Origin of the sequence: Actinoplanes cyaneus (genome assembly GCF_016862095.1) — a bacterium.
Lineage (GTDB): Bacteria > Actinomycetota > Actinomycetes > Mycobacteriales > Micromonosporaceae > Actinoplanes > Actinoplanes cyaneus.
In genome coordinates, this window is the sequence record NZ_BOMH01000073.1 from 38,091 (window position 1) to 53,604 (window position 15,514).

Below are 15,514 nucleotides of genomic sequence, written 5' to 3' on the forward strand. Positions count from 1 at the left end.
CTCTCACCCGGACTCGGGATGACACTTCGCCGGACGACGCCACGGTGCTGCTGGTCGAATACGGAGTCCGGCATTACCGCATTCGGACACCGCACCGCGTACGCCGCTGGTCGGCGGGCCTGCTCGCATTGGGCTGGGAAGGACCGTTGAAGATCGACACCCTCGGCGCCGGCGACGACCGTTTGCGCCTGGCTGTTTCCGGTGACCTCGACCCGGCCACCGCCGACCTCCTCTACGACGCCGTTATGGCTGCGGCCGCCACACCCGGCGTACGCACGGTGGAAGTTGATTTTGCCGATGTGGGTTTCTGCGGTTCCACCGGTATCGGGGCGATCATGTGGGCCCGGCACATGGCCCTGCAGCAATCCGTCGGCGTCCGGGTGGTCGAGCCCCGCGTTTCATCCGCCACACCTTGGACCTGGCCGGCGTTCTCGAGGTTCTCACCGCTCCCGCGTGAGGAGCCGACCGGCGCCTATGGCCGGTGCATGACGGCGTGCGGGAAGTGCAGCCGGACCGAGGTCCGGCCGGGCACCGAGTCGACCAGCACGACGTCGGCGAGTTGCCGGACCAGCCAGAGCCCCCGGCCGCCGGGCGCGGCATCGTTGGCGCCGGGCCGGTGATAGCCGGCAGTGGCCGGCACCGGGAGCCCGGCGGCGTCGTCGCACTGGACGATCAGGGTGTCGTGCTGGTGCCAGGCCCGGATCCGGACCGGGGTCACGGCGTGCCGCAGCCCGTTACTGACCACCTCCACCACGGCCACGAGCAGGTCGTCGGCCGGTTCGGCGGCGAAACGGTGCTCGTGTGCCCAGGCACTCAGGGTCGCGCGCAGGCCGCTGAGCTCCGCCGCAGGCATGGGCGGGTGCTGCGCACCGGTGAGGAACGCGTCGGCGGGCTGGATTTGTGCGCCGGGCGCAGCATCTGGCTCCGGTGGCCCGGTCCGGAACCGGCGGGGGCGGTGGACGACCTGCTGAGCGCCAGGCCGTCGGCACCATCTGCAAGTGGGAGACCGAGTTGGAGCTGACCACGTTTGATCCGTTCGACGCCTACCGGGTCGAGCGTGGTGGTGGAGTCAGGGGACGGTCAAGACAGCGTCGCGCATCGACAAGCCGAAGCCAGTCGCCGGATGGCCGCCGGAACGGTGATCGTGGTCGGTGCAGTCTGGGCCCAGCGTCGTGGCATCGCCGTCGTCGAGATCGGCGTCACCGTCGGCTGAGCCAAGGTGGTGCGCCGGGCGCCGCATCGACATGCCGGCGGCCGAAGTCGATACTGAGCCGACTTCAAATACGGGCTCTAAATGGTGGCGGTGCAGCCAAGGTCCACGGTAGTGACGGGCTGGCCGTACGGTGTGGTCACAGTGATCTTGCCGCAGGCGGCATGACCCGTCATGTTCCCGAGCACGTACGTCCAGGCGATGCCGTTGCCCGGATAGAGCGACGAGAAGCCGGCGACAGGGCCGGTGAGGTCACTCGACCAGACGGTCGAGTTGGTGTAGTACTTGCTGCCCCGGGTCAAGCTCGTCAAGAAGAAGCCGTGGCAACTGGGCGTGTAGAAGAAGTATGCGTCGCCGATCTCGCTGCCGTTGGCGGGGTCGGTCATGTGGAGGTGACCGTGGTCAGTGATCAGCGTGGTGTTGACGCCGTAGGAGTCAAGAGCGCATCCGCCGTGATACGGATCGCCGGCGAGGGCTGGTGGGCCGCTTGCTTGAGCCGGTGACCCGGCGGCCAGCACAACCATGGCAGTACAGATCCCGAATCCCAAAAATCTCCGCAATGTCATGAGTTACATGGTGCGATGCTTTTTTCTTGATCAGTCCTGTTTTTACTGTTTTTATCGCTCTGAGTAGTTTCTCGGGCACGTGGCGGGTATGCGTTGGGCAGCCAGGCGGGGCATGACCTTCCGCAACGGCAAGGAGGACGTTGTCCCGCTGGCCTGATGTCGGAGGTTGAGGCCGGCACTCCGGCGCCGAAGCTTGCCCCCCGCGGGCAGCCACCGCCAGGATGCCGCAGCGGCGCAGTCGATCGCCTGCGCGTGGCACCTGGGCGCCGAAGGCGGCCAGCACGGCCCGGACGGCAACGAAAGGTAGCTGAGCGCCCGACCGCCGGCGGGTGAAAAGTGACACCGATCGCGCTCGCTGTTCCCGGGTCGCCCGGACGAGGTATTCGAGGATCCTGGATAGCGAATAGGTTTTCTCATCAGGCGGCGCGACCATTCGGCCCCGCGCCATGGAAGATGGGAAACAAATCATGAGCAAGACCGCGAAAAGTGTCGTCCCCGGGCGGGGTCACAACCTCAACCACTCGGAGGTCATCCTGGGGCGGGAGCTCGGGACAACCGGTCGCAGGTCGTCCTCGGGCGGGGAATCAGGCTCGGCAACCACTCGGAGGTCGTCCTGATCCGCTGCGGCTCCTGACGCGCACTCAGCCTCGAGCGCGGGGGTGATCGTTCTGTCCGGGGAATCGTTCAGGGCTATGCGGCCGGGAAGCCTTTCGGGGTTTCCCGGCACCGCCTGGCTACTACTGGCGAGTGATCTGATAACTGCCGTGGGAATCGGCCTCACTCAGCCGTACAGCATTCTCTTTCTGCATTCTGTACGGGGCATTCCGGTCGCGGTGGCCACCGCGATGATGGCGTTGGGAGCCGTCACGAGTCTGGTCGGTAATCCCCTGGCCGGGACACTGATCGACCGCTGGGGTGCCCGGGTGGTGATGGTCGCCGGGCTCGCGGTGGCGGGGTGCGGAATGCTGATGCTGGCATTCGGGCGGGGAACGGTCGTCGCGGCGACCGGCGTCGCGGTCATCGGCCTGGGCTGGTCGCTGTTCATCCCGGCCCTGGCGACGCGCCTGGCGACGCTGACCCCGGCGCGGATCCACCAGCGGGTCTACACGTTGCAGTACGTGCTGTTCAACATCGGCATGGCCGCCGGGGCCGCGGTTGCCGGCGTGGTGCTCGCCAGGGTGACGCCGGACTCTGCCACCGGGCGCTCCGTGCTGCCCCTGCTCTGGGTCGCGGCAGCGCTGACCTGCATGGTGGGCATCGTCCTCGTGGCGGTCGCCGGCCCTGCGGCGGCGACGCGGCCCGAGGCGGGACCGGCCGGGGGCTACCGGTCCGCGCTGGCCGACCGGCAGTTGCTGCGCGTGCTCGGTGCCGCGGTGCTGCTGTCCACGGTGGGCTACGGGATCTACGAGGCGGCGCCGTCGGTGCTGGCCTTCGCCGCGCATGATCCCGCGGCGCTGTCCTGGCTGAGCGTCGCCAACTGCGTCATGGTCATCGCCGGTGCACCGGTCGCCTGGCGACTCACCGAACGGATCTCCGCCCGAGTGGCACTGCTGGGCACGGCGGTGCTCTGGGCGCTGGCCTGGGCGATCTGCGTACCCACCGCGCTGGGTACCGGACTGCCCACCCGGCCGGCGCTGATCTGCGCCGCGGTCCTGACGGCTGCGGGCGAGCTGCTGATCGCCGGGGCACTGCCCACCCTGGTCAACGCCATCGCCCCGGAGTCGCTCCGCGGCAGGTACAACGCATTGTCGAGTCTGTCGCTGACCACCGGTATGGCGGCCGGCCCGCTGCTCACTTCCGGAGCCGCGGCGACCGGCGCGATCGTTGCGCTGCTGTGCGCGGCGGTCGTGCTGGCCACCGCCGCGGGCTTGCTGCTGTGCCGCCCAGCCCGAGTGCGGCCAGCGGTCGCTGCGGTACCGGGGGCGGCGCTGTGACCGGGAACCTCGCCAACACTCTGGAAAAGGCGAACGAGCTACGGGAACAGGGCCGGTACGCGGACGCGGAAGCGGTCCTGCTGTCGCTGATCGCCCGGGTGGATCACGAGTGCAGGCCGGCGTCCGTCGCAGCCGCCCAGGTCAGCAACGCCCATGGCCTGCTTCTCAAGGCGACCGGCCGGTACCACGAGGCCCGGGCCCGCTATCGAGAGGCGTTTTCGATCATGAAATTCTCGGGTTTTTCCGACGAGCTCGCGACGCTCTACCACAACCTGGCCGGTATCGACTTCGTCCTGGGCGATCTGACACAGGCGCTCGCGTGGGGCCGTCGCGGTCTCGAACTGCGCCGCACCCTTGCCGGCCCGGACGACCTGGCGGTGCTGCTCGACGAAGGAAACCTGGCGCCGATCCTGATCGCAGCGGGCGGTCTCGACGAGGCCGAGAACCTGCTGAGCCATGTGCACGCGCAATTGCTGGTGCAGCGCGACCGCGACGACTACGAGATCGCGGTCACGCTCACCAACCTCGGGGCCCTGGCCGCCCACCGCGGTGACCTGCCGGTCGCGCTGAGCAGCCTGACCGAGGCCGCCCGCATCAAGAGCGCCGAACTCGGCCCGGAACACCCGGAATTGATTCGTACGCTCCTCAACATCGCCGTCGTCGCGGAGAAGCTCGGCGAACTGGATCACTCCCGGCAGGCCCACGCGCAGGCCCTGAGCATTGCCCGAGCGACCCTTCCACCCGATCACCAACTGCGGCTGACGCTGGAAAACTGGTGACCCGCCATGGCCGCATCGGCTGCGGCAGCATCCTCCTCCTCACCACCACCACCGTCACCGAAGCCGACACCACCACCACCCGTCCGAGCGGCCTGCGGCGGGGCTGCGGATGCGTCATCGCGGGTTTCGCAGTTCGTCACTGCGCACGGGACGATCCGTCCGAGGCGGAGCGCGGTGAACGCGCGGTGACAGATCGGTGGATGCGATCGGCGCGGTCGGCGCGCTCGTCGATGGCGTTGGCCTCGGTGGTGACAGCGTCGCCCAGGTCGTGCAGACGCTGGGTGGTCTCTTGTTCCGGTGATTCTTCGGCGCTGTGGTGCAGGACCTCTCCGGACTTGTGCAGGTCGTCAGCGTTCTGACGCAACACCCGCGTAGTCGCCTGTGCCCGGCTATCGGTGGAAGCCATGACTGTTCGTACCCTTGGGAGATCCCTTGCCACTTATCCGGCGTTGCTCATTTCCGCGCAAAGGCAGCAGACGGCGCCGCGGGTGACCCGGCCACGAGGAACAGGCGTGCGGCCTTCGCCGTGAAGGCCGCAGCGGATCGGTTGTCCCTGCCCGGGACCGCCCGGCCGCTGATCCATGCCATCCTCGGGACCAGGATGACCGGCTGCACGACGACGCCACCGTCCCGCTCCGCATGGCTTACCACCGCACCGCCGGCCTCGGACACGGAGCTGCTTACCGAGCCGCCCCGACGGAGCCTCACTCGTCCGCCCACGTGAGCTGGCAGCTCGACTGCCGCGTCGAACCGAATCTTTTGGGAGGTTTTCGTACTATGTCTTGATGGGGGAAGTGAGCGGGCACGGCGGATCGAGCGGCCGGACGGTCTTCGACGCGTTTCCCGACAACCCCGACGACCCGTCGGCCAGCGGCGTGAGCATGTGGGGTGCCTCGCTGCGCCGGCTGCTCAGCGAACGAGTCACCGACGTGATGGCGATCCAGAAGTACGACATCCCCCGGCCCGACAGTGGTTTCGACACCCGCTACTGAGCGCCCGCCAACGCACCGGTGTTCGACGCCGGCGGCGAGTTGCGCTGGATCCTGCACCGCACCGAGGACGTCACCGCCTTCATGCAGGCCCGCCAGGGCTCTCCCGCGCTGCAGGAGCTGACCGCGCAACTGCGGACCCGACCGAGCAGATGGCCGCCGAAGTCTGGGCGAGGTCGTCGAGGTTCTCGGCCGGATGGCTGGCTGGTCGGCGGTGGAACTGTGGACCGTCGACGACGTCGCCCAGATCTTGCGCCGCGCCACCCGCTGGGCCGAGCCCGGCTACGACCTGCCGTGCCAGCTGCCCGACCGGCTGCTGTACGGCCAGGGCATCCCCGGCCGCGCCTGGCAGACCGCGGACCCGGTCTGGGCGTCGAACCTGCACGCCGACCCGGATGCCGCCCAGCAGACCACCGACTGGGGGCCGCTCCGCGCCGCCCTCGCCGTCCCCGTGCCCAGCGGCTCGGCCATCCTCGCGGTGCTGACCTGCTACAGCGACACCGTCGAAACCCCCGACGACACCCGCACCGCGATCATGACCGGGGTCAGCGCGCACATCGGCGAATTCCTCGCCCGCCGCCGCGCCGAACGCCTTGCCGCCGAGCTCGACCAGTCCCGCGACGAGTACATCGCCCTGGTCGGCCACGGACTGCGGACTCCGCTGACCAGCGTGCAGGCCTACACCGAGGTGATGCTCGACAACCCGGACACGACCGAGGACCAGCGGTCCGTGCTGCAGGTGATGCGGCGTAACACCGAGGCCTTGCGTGGCATCGTGATGAAGCTGCTCGACGTCTCCGGCATGCGTTCCGGGCACATCGACCTCAATACGCAACCCATGGACCTGGCCATCGTCGTGCACGAGGCCGTCGACGCCGCCCGGACAGCCTCGACCGCCACGGCCGCGATCGAGGCGAACACGCCACCCACGGCGCCGTTGCACGCCGACCCTCAACGGCTGCGGCAAGTCGTCGACGAGCTGCTGGCCAACGCACTCACCTGGGCCAGCCCGGGCAGCACCGTCGGGATCGACCTGTCCACCGATCCGCACACGGCCACCCTGTTCGACATGTTCTTCCGCAGCGAGACCGCCCGCCACGGCGGCATCCCGGGCACCGGCCTCGGCCTCACCATCGCCCGGGCCATCGTCGAGCAGCACGGCGGCACCATCATCGTCAGCGAGCCCGACAAGGCCGCCACCACCTTCACTGTCCGCCTGCCCACCGACCCACCCGCCAAGGCCGGCAGTCGCCCGACGGCCACGTGACCCTCCCGAACCCGGGACTGCGCGATCGCCGATCTGGCTGAGGCGTTCCGCGAAATTGCCTAGGGTGCTCGCTGGTTCCGCAGTGTTGTGAGCTGCAGTGGGAAGTGGTCCGGGCGCCGTGGTGGTGGTCCGGCGTCTACGGGGTGTACGTGGTGCAAGAGATCTGGCCGGAAGCAGGCGCGGCGCACCATCACTTCGCGCCCCTGCGAAGGCTCGTCGGCGAAGGTGGACATACGGCCGGTGCCGGCGTAGACGGGTACTCCCGATCTGCACCGGCACCGGCCGCTCACGCCAGCGGTTTGCCGCCGGTGACCCCGAGCACCTCGCCGGTGATGTAGCTGGATTCCTGCGAGGCGAAGAAGACGTACGCGGGCGCCAGCTCGGCAGGCTGTCCGGCGCGCGCCATCGGGGTGTCCTCGCCGAACGACTGGACTTTCTCTTTGGGCATGGTGGCTGGGATCAGTGGCGTCCAGATCGGTCCGGGTGCCACGGCGTTGACCCGGATGCCCCTGTCCGCGAGGTTGGCGCCGAGTGCTTTGGTGAAGGCCACGATGCCAGCCTTGGTGGTGGCGTAGTCGAGTAGGTTCGGCGACGGACTGTACGCCTGGATCGACGCGGTGTTGATGATCGTGGAGCCCGGCCGCATGTGTGGTACCGCCGCCTTGCTCAGCCAGAACATCGCGTACAGGTTGGTCTTCATCACCCGGTCGAACTGCTCGGTGGTGATGTCGAGCAGACCACTGTCCTGCGACATCTGGTAGGCGGCGTTGTTGACCAGGATGTCGAGGCCGCCGAGGTCGCTGACCGCCTTCGCCACGATGTCCGCGCAATGGTGTTCGTTGCGGATGTCGCCGGGTACCGTGACCGCCTTGCGGCCGGCCTTCTCGACCAGCTGCGCGGTCTCCCGGGCGTCGTCCTGCTCCTCGGGTAGATAGGAGATCAGCACGTCGGCGCCCTCGCGGGCGAACGCGATGGCCACGGCGCGGCCGATCCCGGAGTCCCCGCCGGTGATGATGGCCCGCTTGCCGTTGAGCCGGCCGGTTCCGTGGTAGCTGTCCTCGCCGTGGTCCGGCTCGACGTCCATCTCGCCGGTGATGCCGGGGTGCGAGATCCGGTCGCTGTCCTGCGCGTCCGGGGTGCGGTACTGATCCTGGGGATGCTGGGCCTCGTACTGGTTGTCGGGCACGGGTGCCGCCTTCCTGATGGGTGAGGACAGGTGGCTTCCCGCAGCGGGTCAGAATAGTCCCTTGAATCATGATTTACCGGAATTACCCATCTGCTCGGGGTGCTGCGGTCATGTTCCCACCCGGGGCCGCGGGCTGGGCGGTATCAAATGTTCCTGGTCGGGAGCGCGACGTGAGCCGCAAGCCGTGGCCCCAGGTCCGGTCACCACTTGATGGCGACCAGACGCACCGCATCGGACCGCGACCAGCGGAGTGCCGTCGGTCTGCTGGACGGCGTGTCCAGCATCCCGTAGTCGTGCAGTACCGCCGGCCGCGCTGCCTCGCTGCCCGTAGGTGTGGATTCTTCACCTTTCGCCTGGTGTGCCCGCTCTCTGCGGCCTTTCCCATCGGCAGCGGCCCGGCGGGGTGAGCGGCAGACGGCAGGCCCCGGGTGACGTACGTCCTCTGATTCGGCACGAGCGGCCCGTGTGCGACACACTGCCTCTGGCGTCATGGTGAGGAGGGGTGCAGTGAGTGGGATCGAAGCTCTGGGCCGGCTGCTGCGGCAGTCGCACCATGCCCGGCCGGACGACCTGCCGCAGATGGCGATGCGGGCCGCCCCGCTCGTCGGCGCCACCGCCATGGTCATCTATGTGGTGGATCATCAGCAGCGCGAACTGCTGCCCTTGGTGGCCGGGGATGCTCCACCCCGTGACCGGTTCATGATCGACGGCACTTTCGCGGGCCGCGCGTTCACCACCGTCGCCGCGTGCGTCAGCGACGCCGAATCCGACGGCGTCCGGCTGTGGGTGCCGCTGATCAACGGTGCCGAACGCCTCGGCGTCCTGGAAACCGTCCTGGCCGGTCCGGTTGGGGAGTCGACGGTGGAGGACTGCGCGACGGTCGCGGCGCTGCTGGCCGAGCTGCTCGTCACCCGCGACCTCTACAGCGACACCATCGAACGGTTGCGCCGCCGCGAACCCATGCTGCTGGCGGCGGAGATGCTGCGCGCCCAGCTGCCACCGCTGACGTTCTCCACCGGCCATCTGATGATCAGTGGCGTGCTGGAGCCGTGCTACGACGTCGGCGGCGACGCCTTCGACTACGCCGTCAACGGCGACATCGCCCACCTGGCCCTGTTCGACGCCGTCGGCCACGGCTCGGCCGGGGGCATGCGGGCGGTCATGCTGGCCTCGCTAGCGCTGGCGGCCTACCGCAACGCCCGCCGTACCGGCCTCGACCTGATCGGCACGTACCACCACATCGATCAGGCCGTTCAGGACCATGACAAGTGGGGCCTGATCACCGCGGTGCTGGCCGAGCTCGACCAGCGCACCGGGGTGCTGCGAGTGATCTCCGCCGGGCATCCCAGCGGTGTGGTCATCCGCCAGGGCAAAGCGGTCAAGATACTGCCCACGCCGACGGCCCTGCCGGTCTCGCTCGGTCGTCACCGGCCGCCGGTCGTCGTCGAGGAGGCCCTGGAACCGGGCGACCATGTACTGCTCTACACCGACGGCATCATCGAGGCCCGGTCCAGTGACGGCGAGCCGTTCGGTATCGACCGGCTCGTCGACTTCACGGTCAAGGCCATCGCCGACCAGTTGCCGTTGCCGGAGACCACCCGCAGGCTGGTCCACGCCATCCTCGAGCGTCAGGACGACTGCCTGCAGGACGACGCGACCGTGCTGCTCGCCCGGTGGATCAGCCCGGCTCCGGCCCGCTCCGACACCGAACTGCCGGAGGCTGACAACCAGGCCCCGCTCAACGCCGTCAGCTGACCCGGACCCAGCGGACGGTATGCCACAAGCCGGCGATCGGTGCCAACTCACCTGCTCCTCATCGCCTGAACGCTCCCGGAACACCGTTCGGCCGGTGGCGGCCTCGCCTGAACGGGACCGCCCGGCGTCGTGAACCGGCCCGGGCGGCGAGGGGCCAGCGCCCGGGCCGGTGGTCAGTAGACGGAGGCCTGGGTGCTCGTGGTGTAGATACCGTTGGCGCCGAACCACACCCGGTCGCCCCAGGACGTACGGGCGTTGCCGTTGAAGTTGCTGACCTGGTCGAGGTACGAAAGGTCGCTGCTGTTGCCGCTCCAGGACCACGCGAGAAGTCCGTACCCGGCAGAGTTGGCCTTGGCCATGATGGTGTCCTCGTCGACGTTGCCGTAGGCGTCGTAGGGCCCGAACTCCCCGATCAGCAGCAGGTTGTTGTTCTTGAAGGTGTCGATGTACGAGGTGATCGTCGAGGCGCTGCTGTACTGCGAGTACATGTGCACCGAGAAGACGAGGTTGTGACGCGGGTCGGCGGCCTGGACCGACGCGGCGTTGTTCTTCATCACGCCGCCGTTGTCCTGTCCCCAGTTCGGGGCGTCGACGACCAGGACGTGGTCGAGGCCGGCGTTGCGCAGCTTGGTGACGGCGTTCTTGGTGTCGGCGGTCCAGTTGGCGATGTTGTTGTTGCCGTACGGCTCGTTGCCGATGTTGATCATCACGTAGCGCTCCTGGCCCTGCAGCGCGTTCTTGATCCTGATCCAGTAGTCGGCGGCCGAGGAGAGGCTGTACGCGCCGCCGGCGTCGCCGTACCCGGTGGTGTCGTGATTCTCCAGCAGGCAGATCAGCTTGTTGCTCTTGCAGGCGGCGATGACGTTGCTGACGTCCGAGGCGGAGTTGGCCGTCCACCGGCCGCGGCTGAGCACGACGCGCACGGTGTTGGCCCGCCAGCTCTTCTGCCAGCCGAGATCACTGGCGGTGTTGCCGGGAAACCAGGCGTGCGGCTCGTTCGTCCCCCGGATCATGAAGCTCTTGCCGTTGCCGTCGAGCAGGGCCTGGCCGCTGACGCGCATGCCGGTCGCGGCGTACGCGGGAGCGACTCCGACGGCCAGGCTCAGCGGTAGTGCGGCGATGACAGCCGCGGCCAGCAGGGGTCTGAATCTCACGATGTTCTCCTATTCCGCACGGATGTTGTCGATCTCCGCCGCCGCGCCGCCGTTGAGGAACACCCAGATGCCGTGCACTTGCGTGGGGTCGGGTGGCGCCCCGCCGGGGCAGGAGATGTCGTCGATGCTCTCGGTGATGGAGCGGCTGGCGTGCGCGTTGGTCCACGCCCACTTCCCGCCCTGGCACCAGGTGTTGTCCGGCCCGGCCTGGATGGCGATCTCACCGGAGGTGCCGGCTTGTCCGGCACGTACGTCGTACTTCAGGGCCCGCGTGCCGGTCAGGTCGAGCGGCGATGTGAGGGCGACGCCGAACCAGTTGCCGTTGACGGGCGGCTCGACCTGCAGCCCGTGCGTCCCGTCGGTGGCGAAGGCGGAGGACCCGGCGACGCTGCCGCCCTGCTCCGGGTTGGCGATGCCGAACCCGTCGGTGCCGTCCTCGAAGGAGAGCAGCGTCCTGGACGCCGGTGCGACCGGATCGTCCGGGCCGGCCGATCCGCAGGTCAGCACCGGCGCCGCCCAGTCGGCGTGCGTTCCGGCCGTACCGTCGACGGCCAGTGGCAACCGTTGGATGCCCGATAGTCCGGCGGTCAAGGTTGTCGCCGCGCCGCCGGATGCCATGGTGCCGCTGCTCACGACCGCCGTGTCGTCGGCGTAGACGGTGAACCGGGCCGTTCCGGCATTGTCCTCGTCGTCGACGCCCACGTCCGTGGTCAATGACGAGCAGGTGCCGCCGAGGTAGTAGAGCAGTTCGTCCGGCGCGGCCACGCCCAGGCCACGGGTGTAGTAGTGGCCAGCGATGGTGATCAGGTTGCCGTCGCCGATGCCGGCTCCGCCGACTGACTGGTCGAACTCGGCGTCCGTCTCGGCGGCGGTCGGTAGCGCGCTCAGGTGCCAGCGCCCGGACGCGGGCGCCGTGACGACGTCGGCATCGAGGCCGGTGCTGGTGGCGGCGGGCCGATGGTGCGGGCCCCACCCGTAGGACGCGGTGATCGTCAGTGGATACCGGCCCGCGGCGCTTCCGTCAGGAACGGTCACCTGCCAGGTGGTGGTCAGCGCCGCGTCGGGGGCCAGCTTCCCGGCGGTCGGCGGCGAGGTGGGCCGGACTGTCCACCCTTGCGGCGCCTGGACCCGTACCCGTACTCCGGTCAGGCCGGTGCCGCCCCGATCGGTCACCATCGTGGTCAGCACGCCGGCATGCTCCGCACCCGGAACGAGAGTCGCCAGGCCGGCGCCGACCGTCACCGAGGGCGGTACGGCCATCGGACCGGCCATCGGGCGGACCCGGTACACCACCGTGCCGTGCGGTGGCACCGCGGCGGCGATGGTGGTGCCCGCCTGCAGATCCTTTCCGGACCAGACGTCGTGCAGCCGGTACGCGGGCGCCCGGGCCAGACCGGTGTCGCCGGCCGCGACGCCGACGGTGGCAAGCTTGTCGGTGGAGTTGTACAGCGCGATCGCCCGGTCACCACCGGCCAGCGGCTTGTCGAGCACCATCGGCCCGCCCGCGTCGCTGACCACGGCGCACTGCACCCCGAGCCGGTCCTGATCGATGGCGATGATGCCGCGGTGACCGAGACGGCCAGGGTGTCCGCCCCGGCCGTACGCAGATCGGTGCCGATGATGAGCGGGGCGCCATCATCGCCCACATGCTCATGTGGGTGCGATATTCCACGGCGGACATCCCGCCGTTGCCGACCTCCAGCATGTCCGGGTCGTTCCAGTGCCCCGGCCCGGCGTACGGCGCCAGCGGCGCGTTCTGCGCGATGATCGACCGTACGCTCGGCCAGGTGTCGCTGATATCGCCGGTGGTACGCCACAACTGGGCCACGCCGGTGGCCCAGTTCCATGGCCGGGACGAGCCCCACTCGCACATGGCGTAGACGATCGGCCGGCCGGTGGCCCGCAGCGCGTCGCGCATCGCCGTGTAGCGCCGCTGGTAGTCGGCTTGCGAGCCGTCGGACTGGTTGTGGCAGTTGTCGTACTTGAGGTAGTCGATGCCCCAGTCCGCCCAGGTCCGGGCGTCGATCGTCTCGTGCCCGAGGCTGCCCGGGTAGCCCGCGCATGTCTGCGTTCCCGCGTCGCCGTAGATGCCCAGCTTGAGCCCTTTGCCGTGGACGTAGCGGGCCAGTCCGCCATGCCCTCGGGGAACTTGACCGGGTTGGGCACGAGCCGGCCGCCGGCGTCTCGTTCCTGGGCCGACCAGCAGTCGTCGATGGTGACGTACTCGTAGCCGGCCGCGCGCAGAGACCCTTCTCGACCATGGCGTCGGCGGTCTGCCGGATGAGCGTGTCGTCCACCGCGCAGCCGAAGGCGTTCCAGTCGTTGAAGCCCATCGGCGGCGTCGCGGCCAGGGCGGCTCGTGGCGTGCCGGGGGAGGATGCGGACGCGGATGCGGGGCTCGGCGTCAGTAAGCGCCTTAAGTTATGGGTGTCAATGGGTGGCGGGCGGGTTTGCGGCTAGCCGCTTCTTTCCCTGCTGCTGCGGCAGCGGGACGTTGCGCCTGCTTGACGCCTTACTTAAGGCGCTTTAGATTGCGTAACGGCCCGGAAACATCGATGACCGACACTCCAGCGGAGACGATCATGAACGTGCTGACGGCGACGCGCCGACATTGCGCCGCCCTTCTCGGATTGCTGCTGGCCGCTGTCGGCGTCGCCGCGGTGCCCGCGTCGGCGACCGCCGCGGCCTCGCCGTTCGTGACGCGGACCGGCGCCACCCTCACGCTGGGCGGCAGACCGTTCCGTTTCGCCGGGACCAACAACTACTACCTGCACTACCAGTCCGCGGTCGCTCGCGACAACGTGCTCGACAAGGCGGCCGCCTCCGGATTTCAGGTAGTGCGGACGTGGGGCTGGTTCGACACCGGCCTCGCCGACGGCAGCGATCCCACCGCCGGCAGCCAGAACGGCGTGTACCTGCAGTATTGGGACGGCTCGCGTCATCCGCGCTACAACGATGGCGCGGACGGCCTGGCCCGGCTGGACGTGGTGATCGCCCGCGCCGCTCACGACGGGCTCAAGCTGGTCATCCCGTTCACCAACAACTGGGCCGACTTCGGTGGCATGGACAGGTATGTCGAGTGGGCCGGCGGCGCGCACCACGACGACTTCTACACCGACGCCCGGATCCGGGGCTGGTACCGCGACTACATCGCGCATGTGCTCGACCGGACCAACACCATCACCGGCGTGAAGTACAAGGACGACCCGACGATCATGACGTGGGAACTGGCCAACGAGCCGCGGTGCGTCGGCTCCGGCCGGTATCCGCGCTCCGCAGGCTGCGACACCGACACGATCACCGCCTGGGCCGACGAGATGTCCACGTACATCAGGTCGGTGGATCGCCGGCATCTGATCAGCGTCGGCGACGAGGGCTTCTTCGCCGACCAGCCCGGCGGCGACGACTGGACCCGCAACGGGGGAGAGGGTATCGACACCGTCCGCCTGGGCCGGCTCAAGAACATCGACGTGCTCAGCTACCACCTGTACCCGGACGGCTGGGGCAAGACGGCCGACTGGGGCACCCAGTGGATCATCGAGCACGCCAAGGCGGGACGCCAGGTCGGCAAGCCGGTGATGCTCGGCGAGTTCGGGTACCGCGACAAGGCCACCCGCAACACCGTCTACCAGCGCTGGACCGACGCGGCCTACGCCTCCGGCACCACCGGCGCGCTGTACTGGATCCTGTCGGACCGGCTCGAGGACGGCAGTCTCTACGGTGACTACGACGGGTTCACCGTCTACTGCCCGAGCCCGGTCTGCACCACGATCGGCAACTTCGCCCGCCGGATGCGCGGCGCAGGCTTCACCTTCGCCCCGGTCGCCGACGACGACACCACAACCACCGATTACGGTACGGCCGTGAGCGTCGCCGCCACCGGTAACGACATCGCCTACCTGCCGGCCCGCGCGGTCAACCCCCGCACCGTCGACCTGGACCCGGACCGTGCCGGCCGGCAGACGACGGTCACCGTCACCGGCGGAACCTTCACCGTTCGCAGCAACGGCACGGTCGATTTCACCCCGGCAGCTGGCTTCGCGGGCAGAGCCGTGGCGACCTACACCGTCCGGGACGACCTCGGCCGGACCTCGAACCGGGCCACCGTCACGGTGACCGTCAAACCACAGCCGCGCCCCGCCGAAACCCTCTTCGACTTCGAGGACGGGACCCAGGGGTGGGGACCTGCGGCGTTCAACCCCGATGCCGGCACCACCGCCGTCACCACCGCGTTCCACGCCGACGGCGTGCAGGGACTGCGCCTGACCGGCACCGCGGGCGGCTGGTTCGGCGCACCATTGCCTGCCCCGGCGGACCTGAGCACCCGGGCAGCACTGAGCTTCGCCTCCCCGTCGGCCAACGGATCCTTCGCGGTCTCCTTCCAGACCGGGCCGGACAGCGTGTGGTGCCAGGGCGATGCCCGGCCGGCGCCGGACCGTCCCGGCACTTTCGTCCTGGACCTGACCGCCGTCGCCCCGGGCTGCCCCGGCTTGGCCGACGTGCGCACCGTCAACCTCTACCTTGGCGGCAACCAGGTCCAGGACATCGACGCCGTGACCCTCAGCTGACCGCGTACCCCCGGCGCGGTCCGACGAAAGGAGATCCCCGATGAGACGCCTGCGGGCGTTGAGCTTGGCCGTCCTGACGGCCAAGCGGCAACCGGATGGCGACTGC

12 protein-coding genes and 3 pseudogenes are annotated in these 15,514 nt (G+C 69.1%); 8 read left to right on the forward strand and 7 right to left on the reverse strand.

Going from position 1 to position 15,514, the window contains the following annotated elements:
* Positions 1-44 precede the first annotated feature (44 nt).
* Positions 45-386, forward strand: a pseudogene (locus Acy02nite_RS47660) (STAS domain-containing protein); the annotation flags it as partial.
* An 86-nt stretch (positions 387-472) separates the two neighbouring features.
* On the opposite strand, the gene Acy02nite_RS46905 reads toward Acy02nite_RS47660, so the two are convergent.
* A complete protein-coding gene (locus Acy02nite_RS46905; RefSeq protein ID WP_239175698.1) occupies positions 473-853 on the reverse strand; it encodes an ATP-binding protein in 381 nt (126 codons plus the stop codon).
* Between the two features lie 140 nt (positions 854-993).
* Between Acy02nite_RS46905 and Acy02nite_RS46910 the strand changes: the two are divergent.
* Positions 994-1,210 (forward strand): annotated as a pseudogene (locus Acy02nite_RS46910) (molybdopterin-binding oxidoreductase); the annotation flags it as partial.
* A gap of 80 nt (positions 1,211-1,290) precedes the next feature.
* Here Acy02nite_RS46910 and Acy02nite_RS40605 read toward each other — a convergent pair.
* The gene (locus tag Acy02nite_RS40605) at positions 1,291-1,734 is read right to left on the reverse strand and encodes a hypothetical protein (RefSeq protein ID WP_203753945.1); all 444 of its coding nucleotides are present in this window, start codon (positions 1,732-1,734) and stop codon (positions 1,291-1,293) included.
* Between the two features lie 806 nt (positions 1,735-2,540).
* Between Acy02nite_RS40605 and Acy02nite_RS40610 the strand changes: the two genes are divergently transcribed.
* Both Acy02nite_RS40610 and Acy02nite_RS40615 read left to right on the forward strand, forming a co-directional pair.
* The gene (locus Acy02nite_RS40610) at positions 2,541-3,710 is read left to right on the forward strand and encodes an MFS transporter (RefSeq protein ID WP_203753947.1); all 1,170 of its coding nucleotides are present in this window, start codon (positions 2,541-2,543) and stop codon (positions 3,708-3,710) included.
* Positions 3,707-4,489, forward strand: coding sequence for a tetratricopeptide repeat protein (locus Acy02nite_RS40615; protein ID WP_203753949.1), 783 nt, complete (start codon positions 3,707-3,709; stop codon positions 4,487-4,489). The genes Acy02nite_RS40610 and Acy02nite_RS40615 overlap by 4 nt, the downstream gene beginning before the upstream one ends.
* 136 nt (positions 4,490-4,625) lie before the next feature.
* Here Acy02nite_RS40615 and Acy02nite_RS40620 read toward each other — a convergent pair whose 3' ends face one another.
* On the reverse strand, positions 4,626-4,895 hold the full coding sequence (locus Acy02nite_RS40620) for a hypothetical protein (RefSeq protein WP_203753951.1): 270 nt from the start codon (positions 4,893-4,895) through the stop codon (positions 4,626-4,628).
* Between the two features lie 379 nt (positions 4,896-5,274).
* Here Acy02nite_RS40620 and Acy02nite_RS40625 point away from each other — a divergent pair, with 379 nt between their 5' ends.
* Together Acy02nite_RS40625 and Acy02nite_RS40630 are read left to right on the forward strand one after the other, a co-directional pair.
* Entirely contained in the window at positions 5,275-5,481 is a 207-nt protein-coding gene (locus Acy02nite_RS40625) for a hypothetical protein (RefSeq protein WP_203753953.1), read from the forward strand.
* A gap of 193 nt (positions 5,482-5,674) precedes the next feature.
* A complete protein-coding gene (locus Acy02nite_RS40630; protein WP_203753955.1) occupies positions 5,675-6,745 on the forward strand; it encodes a sensor histidine kinase in 1,071 nt (356 codons plus the stop codon).
* Between the two features lie 286 nt (positions 6,746-7,031).
* Here the strand turns inward: Acy02nite_RS40630 and Acy02nite_RS40635 are convergent, their stop codons facing one another.
* On the reverse strand, positions 7,032-7,931 hold the full coding sequence (locus Acy02nite_RS40635; protein WP_203753957.1) for an SDR family oxidoreductase: 900 nt from the start codon (positions 7,929-7,931) through the stop codon (positions 7,032-7,034).
* A gap of 507 nt (positions 7,932-8,438) precedes the next feature.
* Here Acy02nite_RS40635 and Acy02nite_RS40640 point away from each other — a divergent pair.
* Positions 8,439-9,686, forward strand: coding sequence for a PP2C family protein-serine/threonine phosphatase (locus tag Acy02nite_RS40640; RefSeq protein ID WP_203753959.1), 1,248 nt, complete (start codon positions 8,439-8,441; stop codon positions 9,684-9,686).
* Positions 9,687-9,859: 173 nt separating this feature from the next.
* Here Acy02nite_RS40640 and Acy02nite_RS40645 read toward each other — a convergent pair whose 3' ends face one another.
* From Acy02nite_RS40645 to Acy02nite_RS47665, 3 genes and pseudogenes are all read right to left on the reverse strand, one after another.
* Positions 9,860-10,840, reverse strand: a complete 981-nt coding sequence (locus tag Acy02nite_RS40645) for a cellulase family glycosylhydrolase (protein ID WP_203753962.1) — start codon at positions 10,838-10,840, stop codon at positions 9,860-9,862.
* Positions 10,841-10,849: 9 nt separating this feature from the next.
* Positions 10,850-12,358: an NPCBM/NEW2 domain-containing protein gene (locus Acy02nite_RS40650; RefSeq protein ID WP_203753964.1), complete on the reverse strand. Its 1,509-nt coding sequence runs from the start codon at positions 12,356-12,358 to the stop codon at positions 10,850-10,852.
* Positions 12,303-13,231 (reverse strand): annotated as a pseudogene (locus Acy02nite_RS47665) (glycoside hydrolase family 27 protein). The gene Acy02nite_RS40650 and the pseudogene Acy02nite_RS47665 overlap by 56 nt, the downstream one beginning before the upstream one ends.
* Before the next feature lie 164 nt (positions 13,232-13,395).
* Between Acy02nite_RS47665 and Acy02nite_RS40660 the strand changes: the two are divergent.
* Entirely contained in the window at positions 13,396-15,408 is a 2,013-nt protein-coding gene (locus tag Acy02nite_RS40660; protein WP_203753967.1) for a cellulase family glycosylhydrolase, read from the forward strand.
* Positions 15,409-15,514 lie beyond the last annotated feature (106 nt).

Coding starts and splice junctions, on each gene's coding strand:
- Acy02nite_RS46905 (WP_239175698.1), bottom strand. CDS start 853: ATGCCTGCGGCGGAGCTCAGCGGCCTGCGCGCGACCCTGAGTGCCTGG.
- Acy02nite_RS40605 (WP_203753945.1), bottom strand. CDS start 1,734: ATGGTTGTGCTGGCCGCCGGGTCACCGGCTCAAGCAAGCGGCCCACCA.
- Acy02nite_RS40620 (WP_203753951.1), bottom strand. CDS start 4,895: ATGGCTTCCACCGATAGCCGGGCACAGGCGACTACGCGGGTGTTGCGT.
- Acy02nite_RS40625 (WP_203753953.1), top strand. CDS start 5,275: ATGGGGGAAGTGAGCGGGCACGGCGGATCGAGCGGCCGGACGGTCTTC.
- Acy02nite_RS40630 (WP_203753955.1), top strand. CDS start 5,675: ATGGCTGGCTGGTCGGCGGTGGAACTGTGGACCGTCGACGACGTCGCC.
- Acy02nite_RS40660 (WP_203753967.1), top strand. CDS start 13,396: ATGACCGACACTCCAGCGGAGACGATCATGAACGTGCTGACGGCGACG.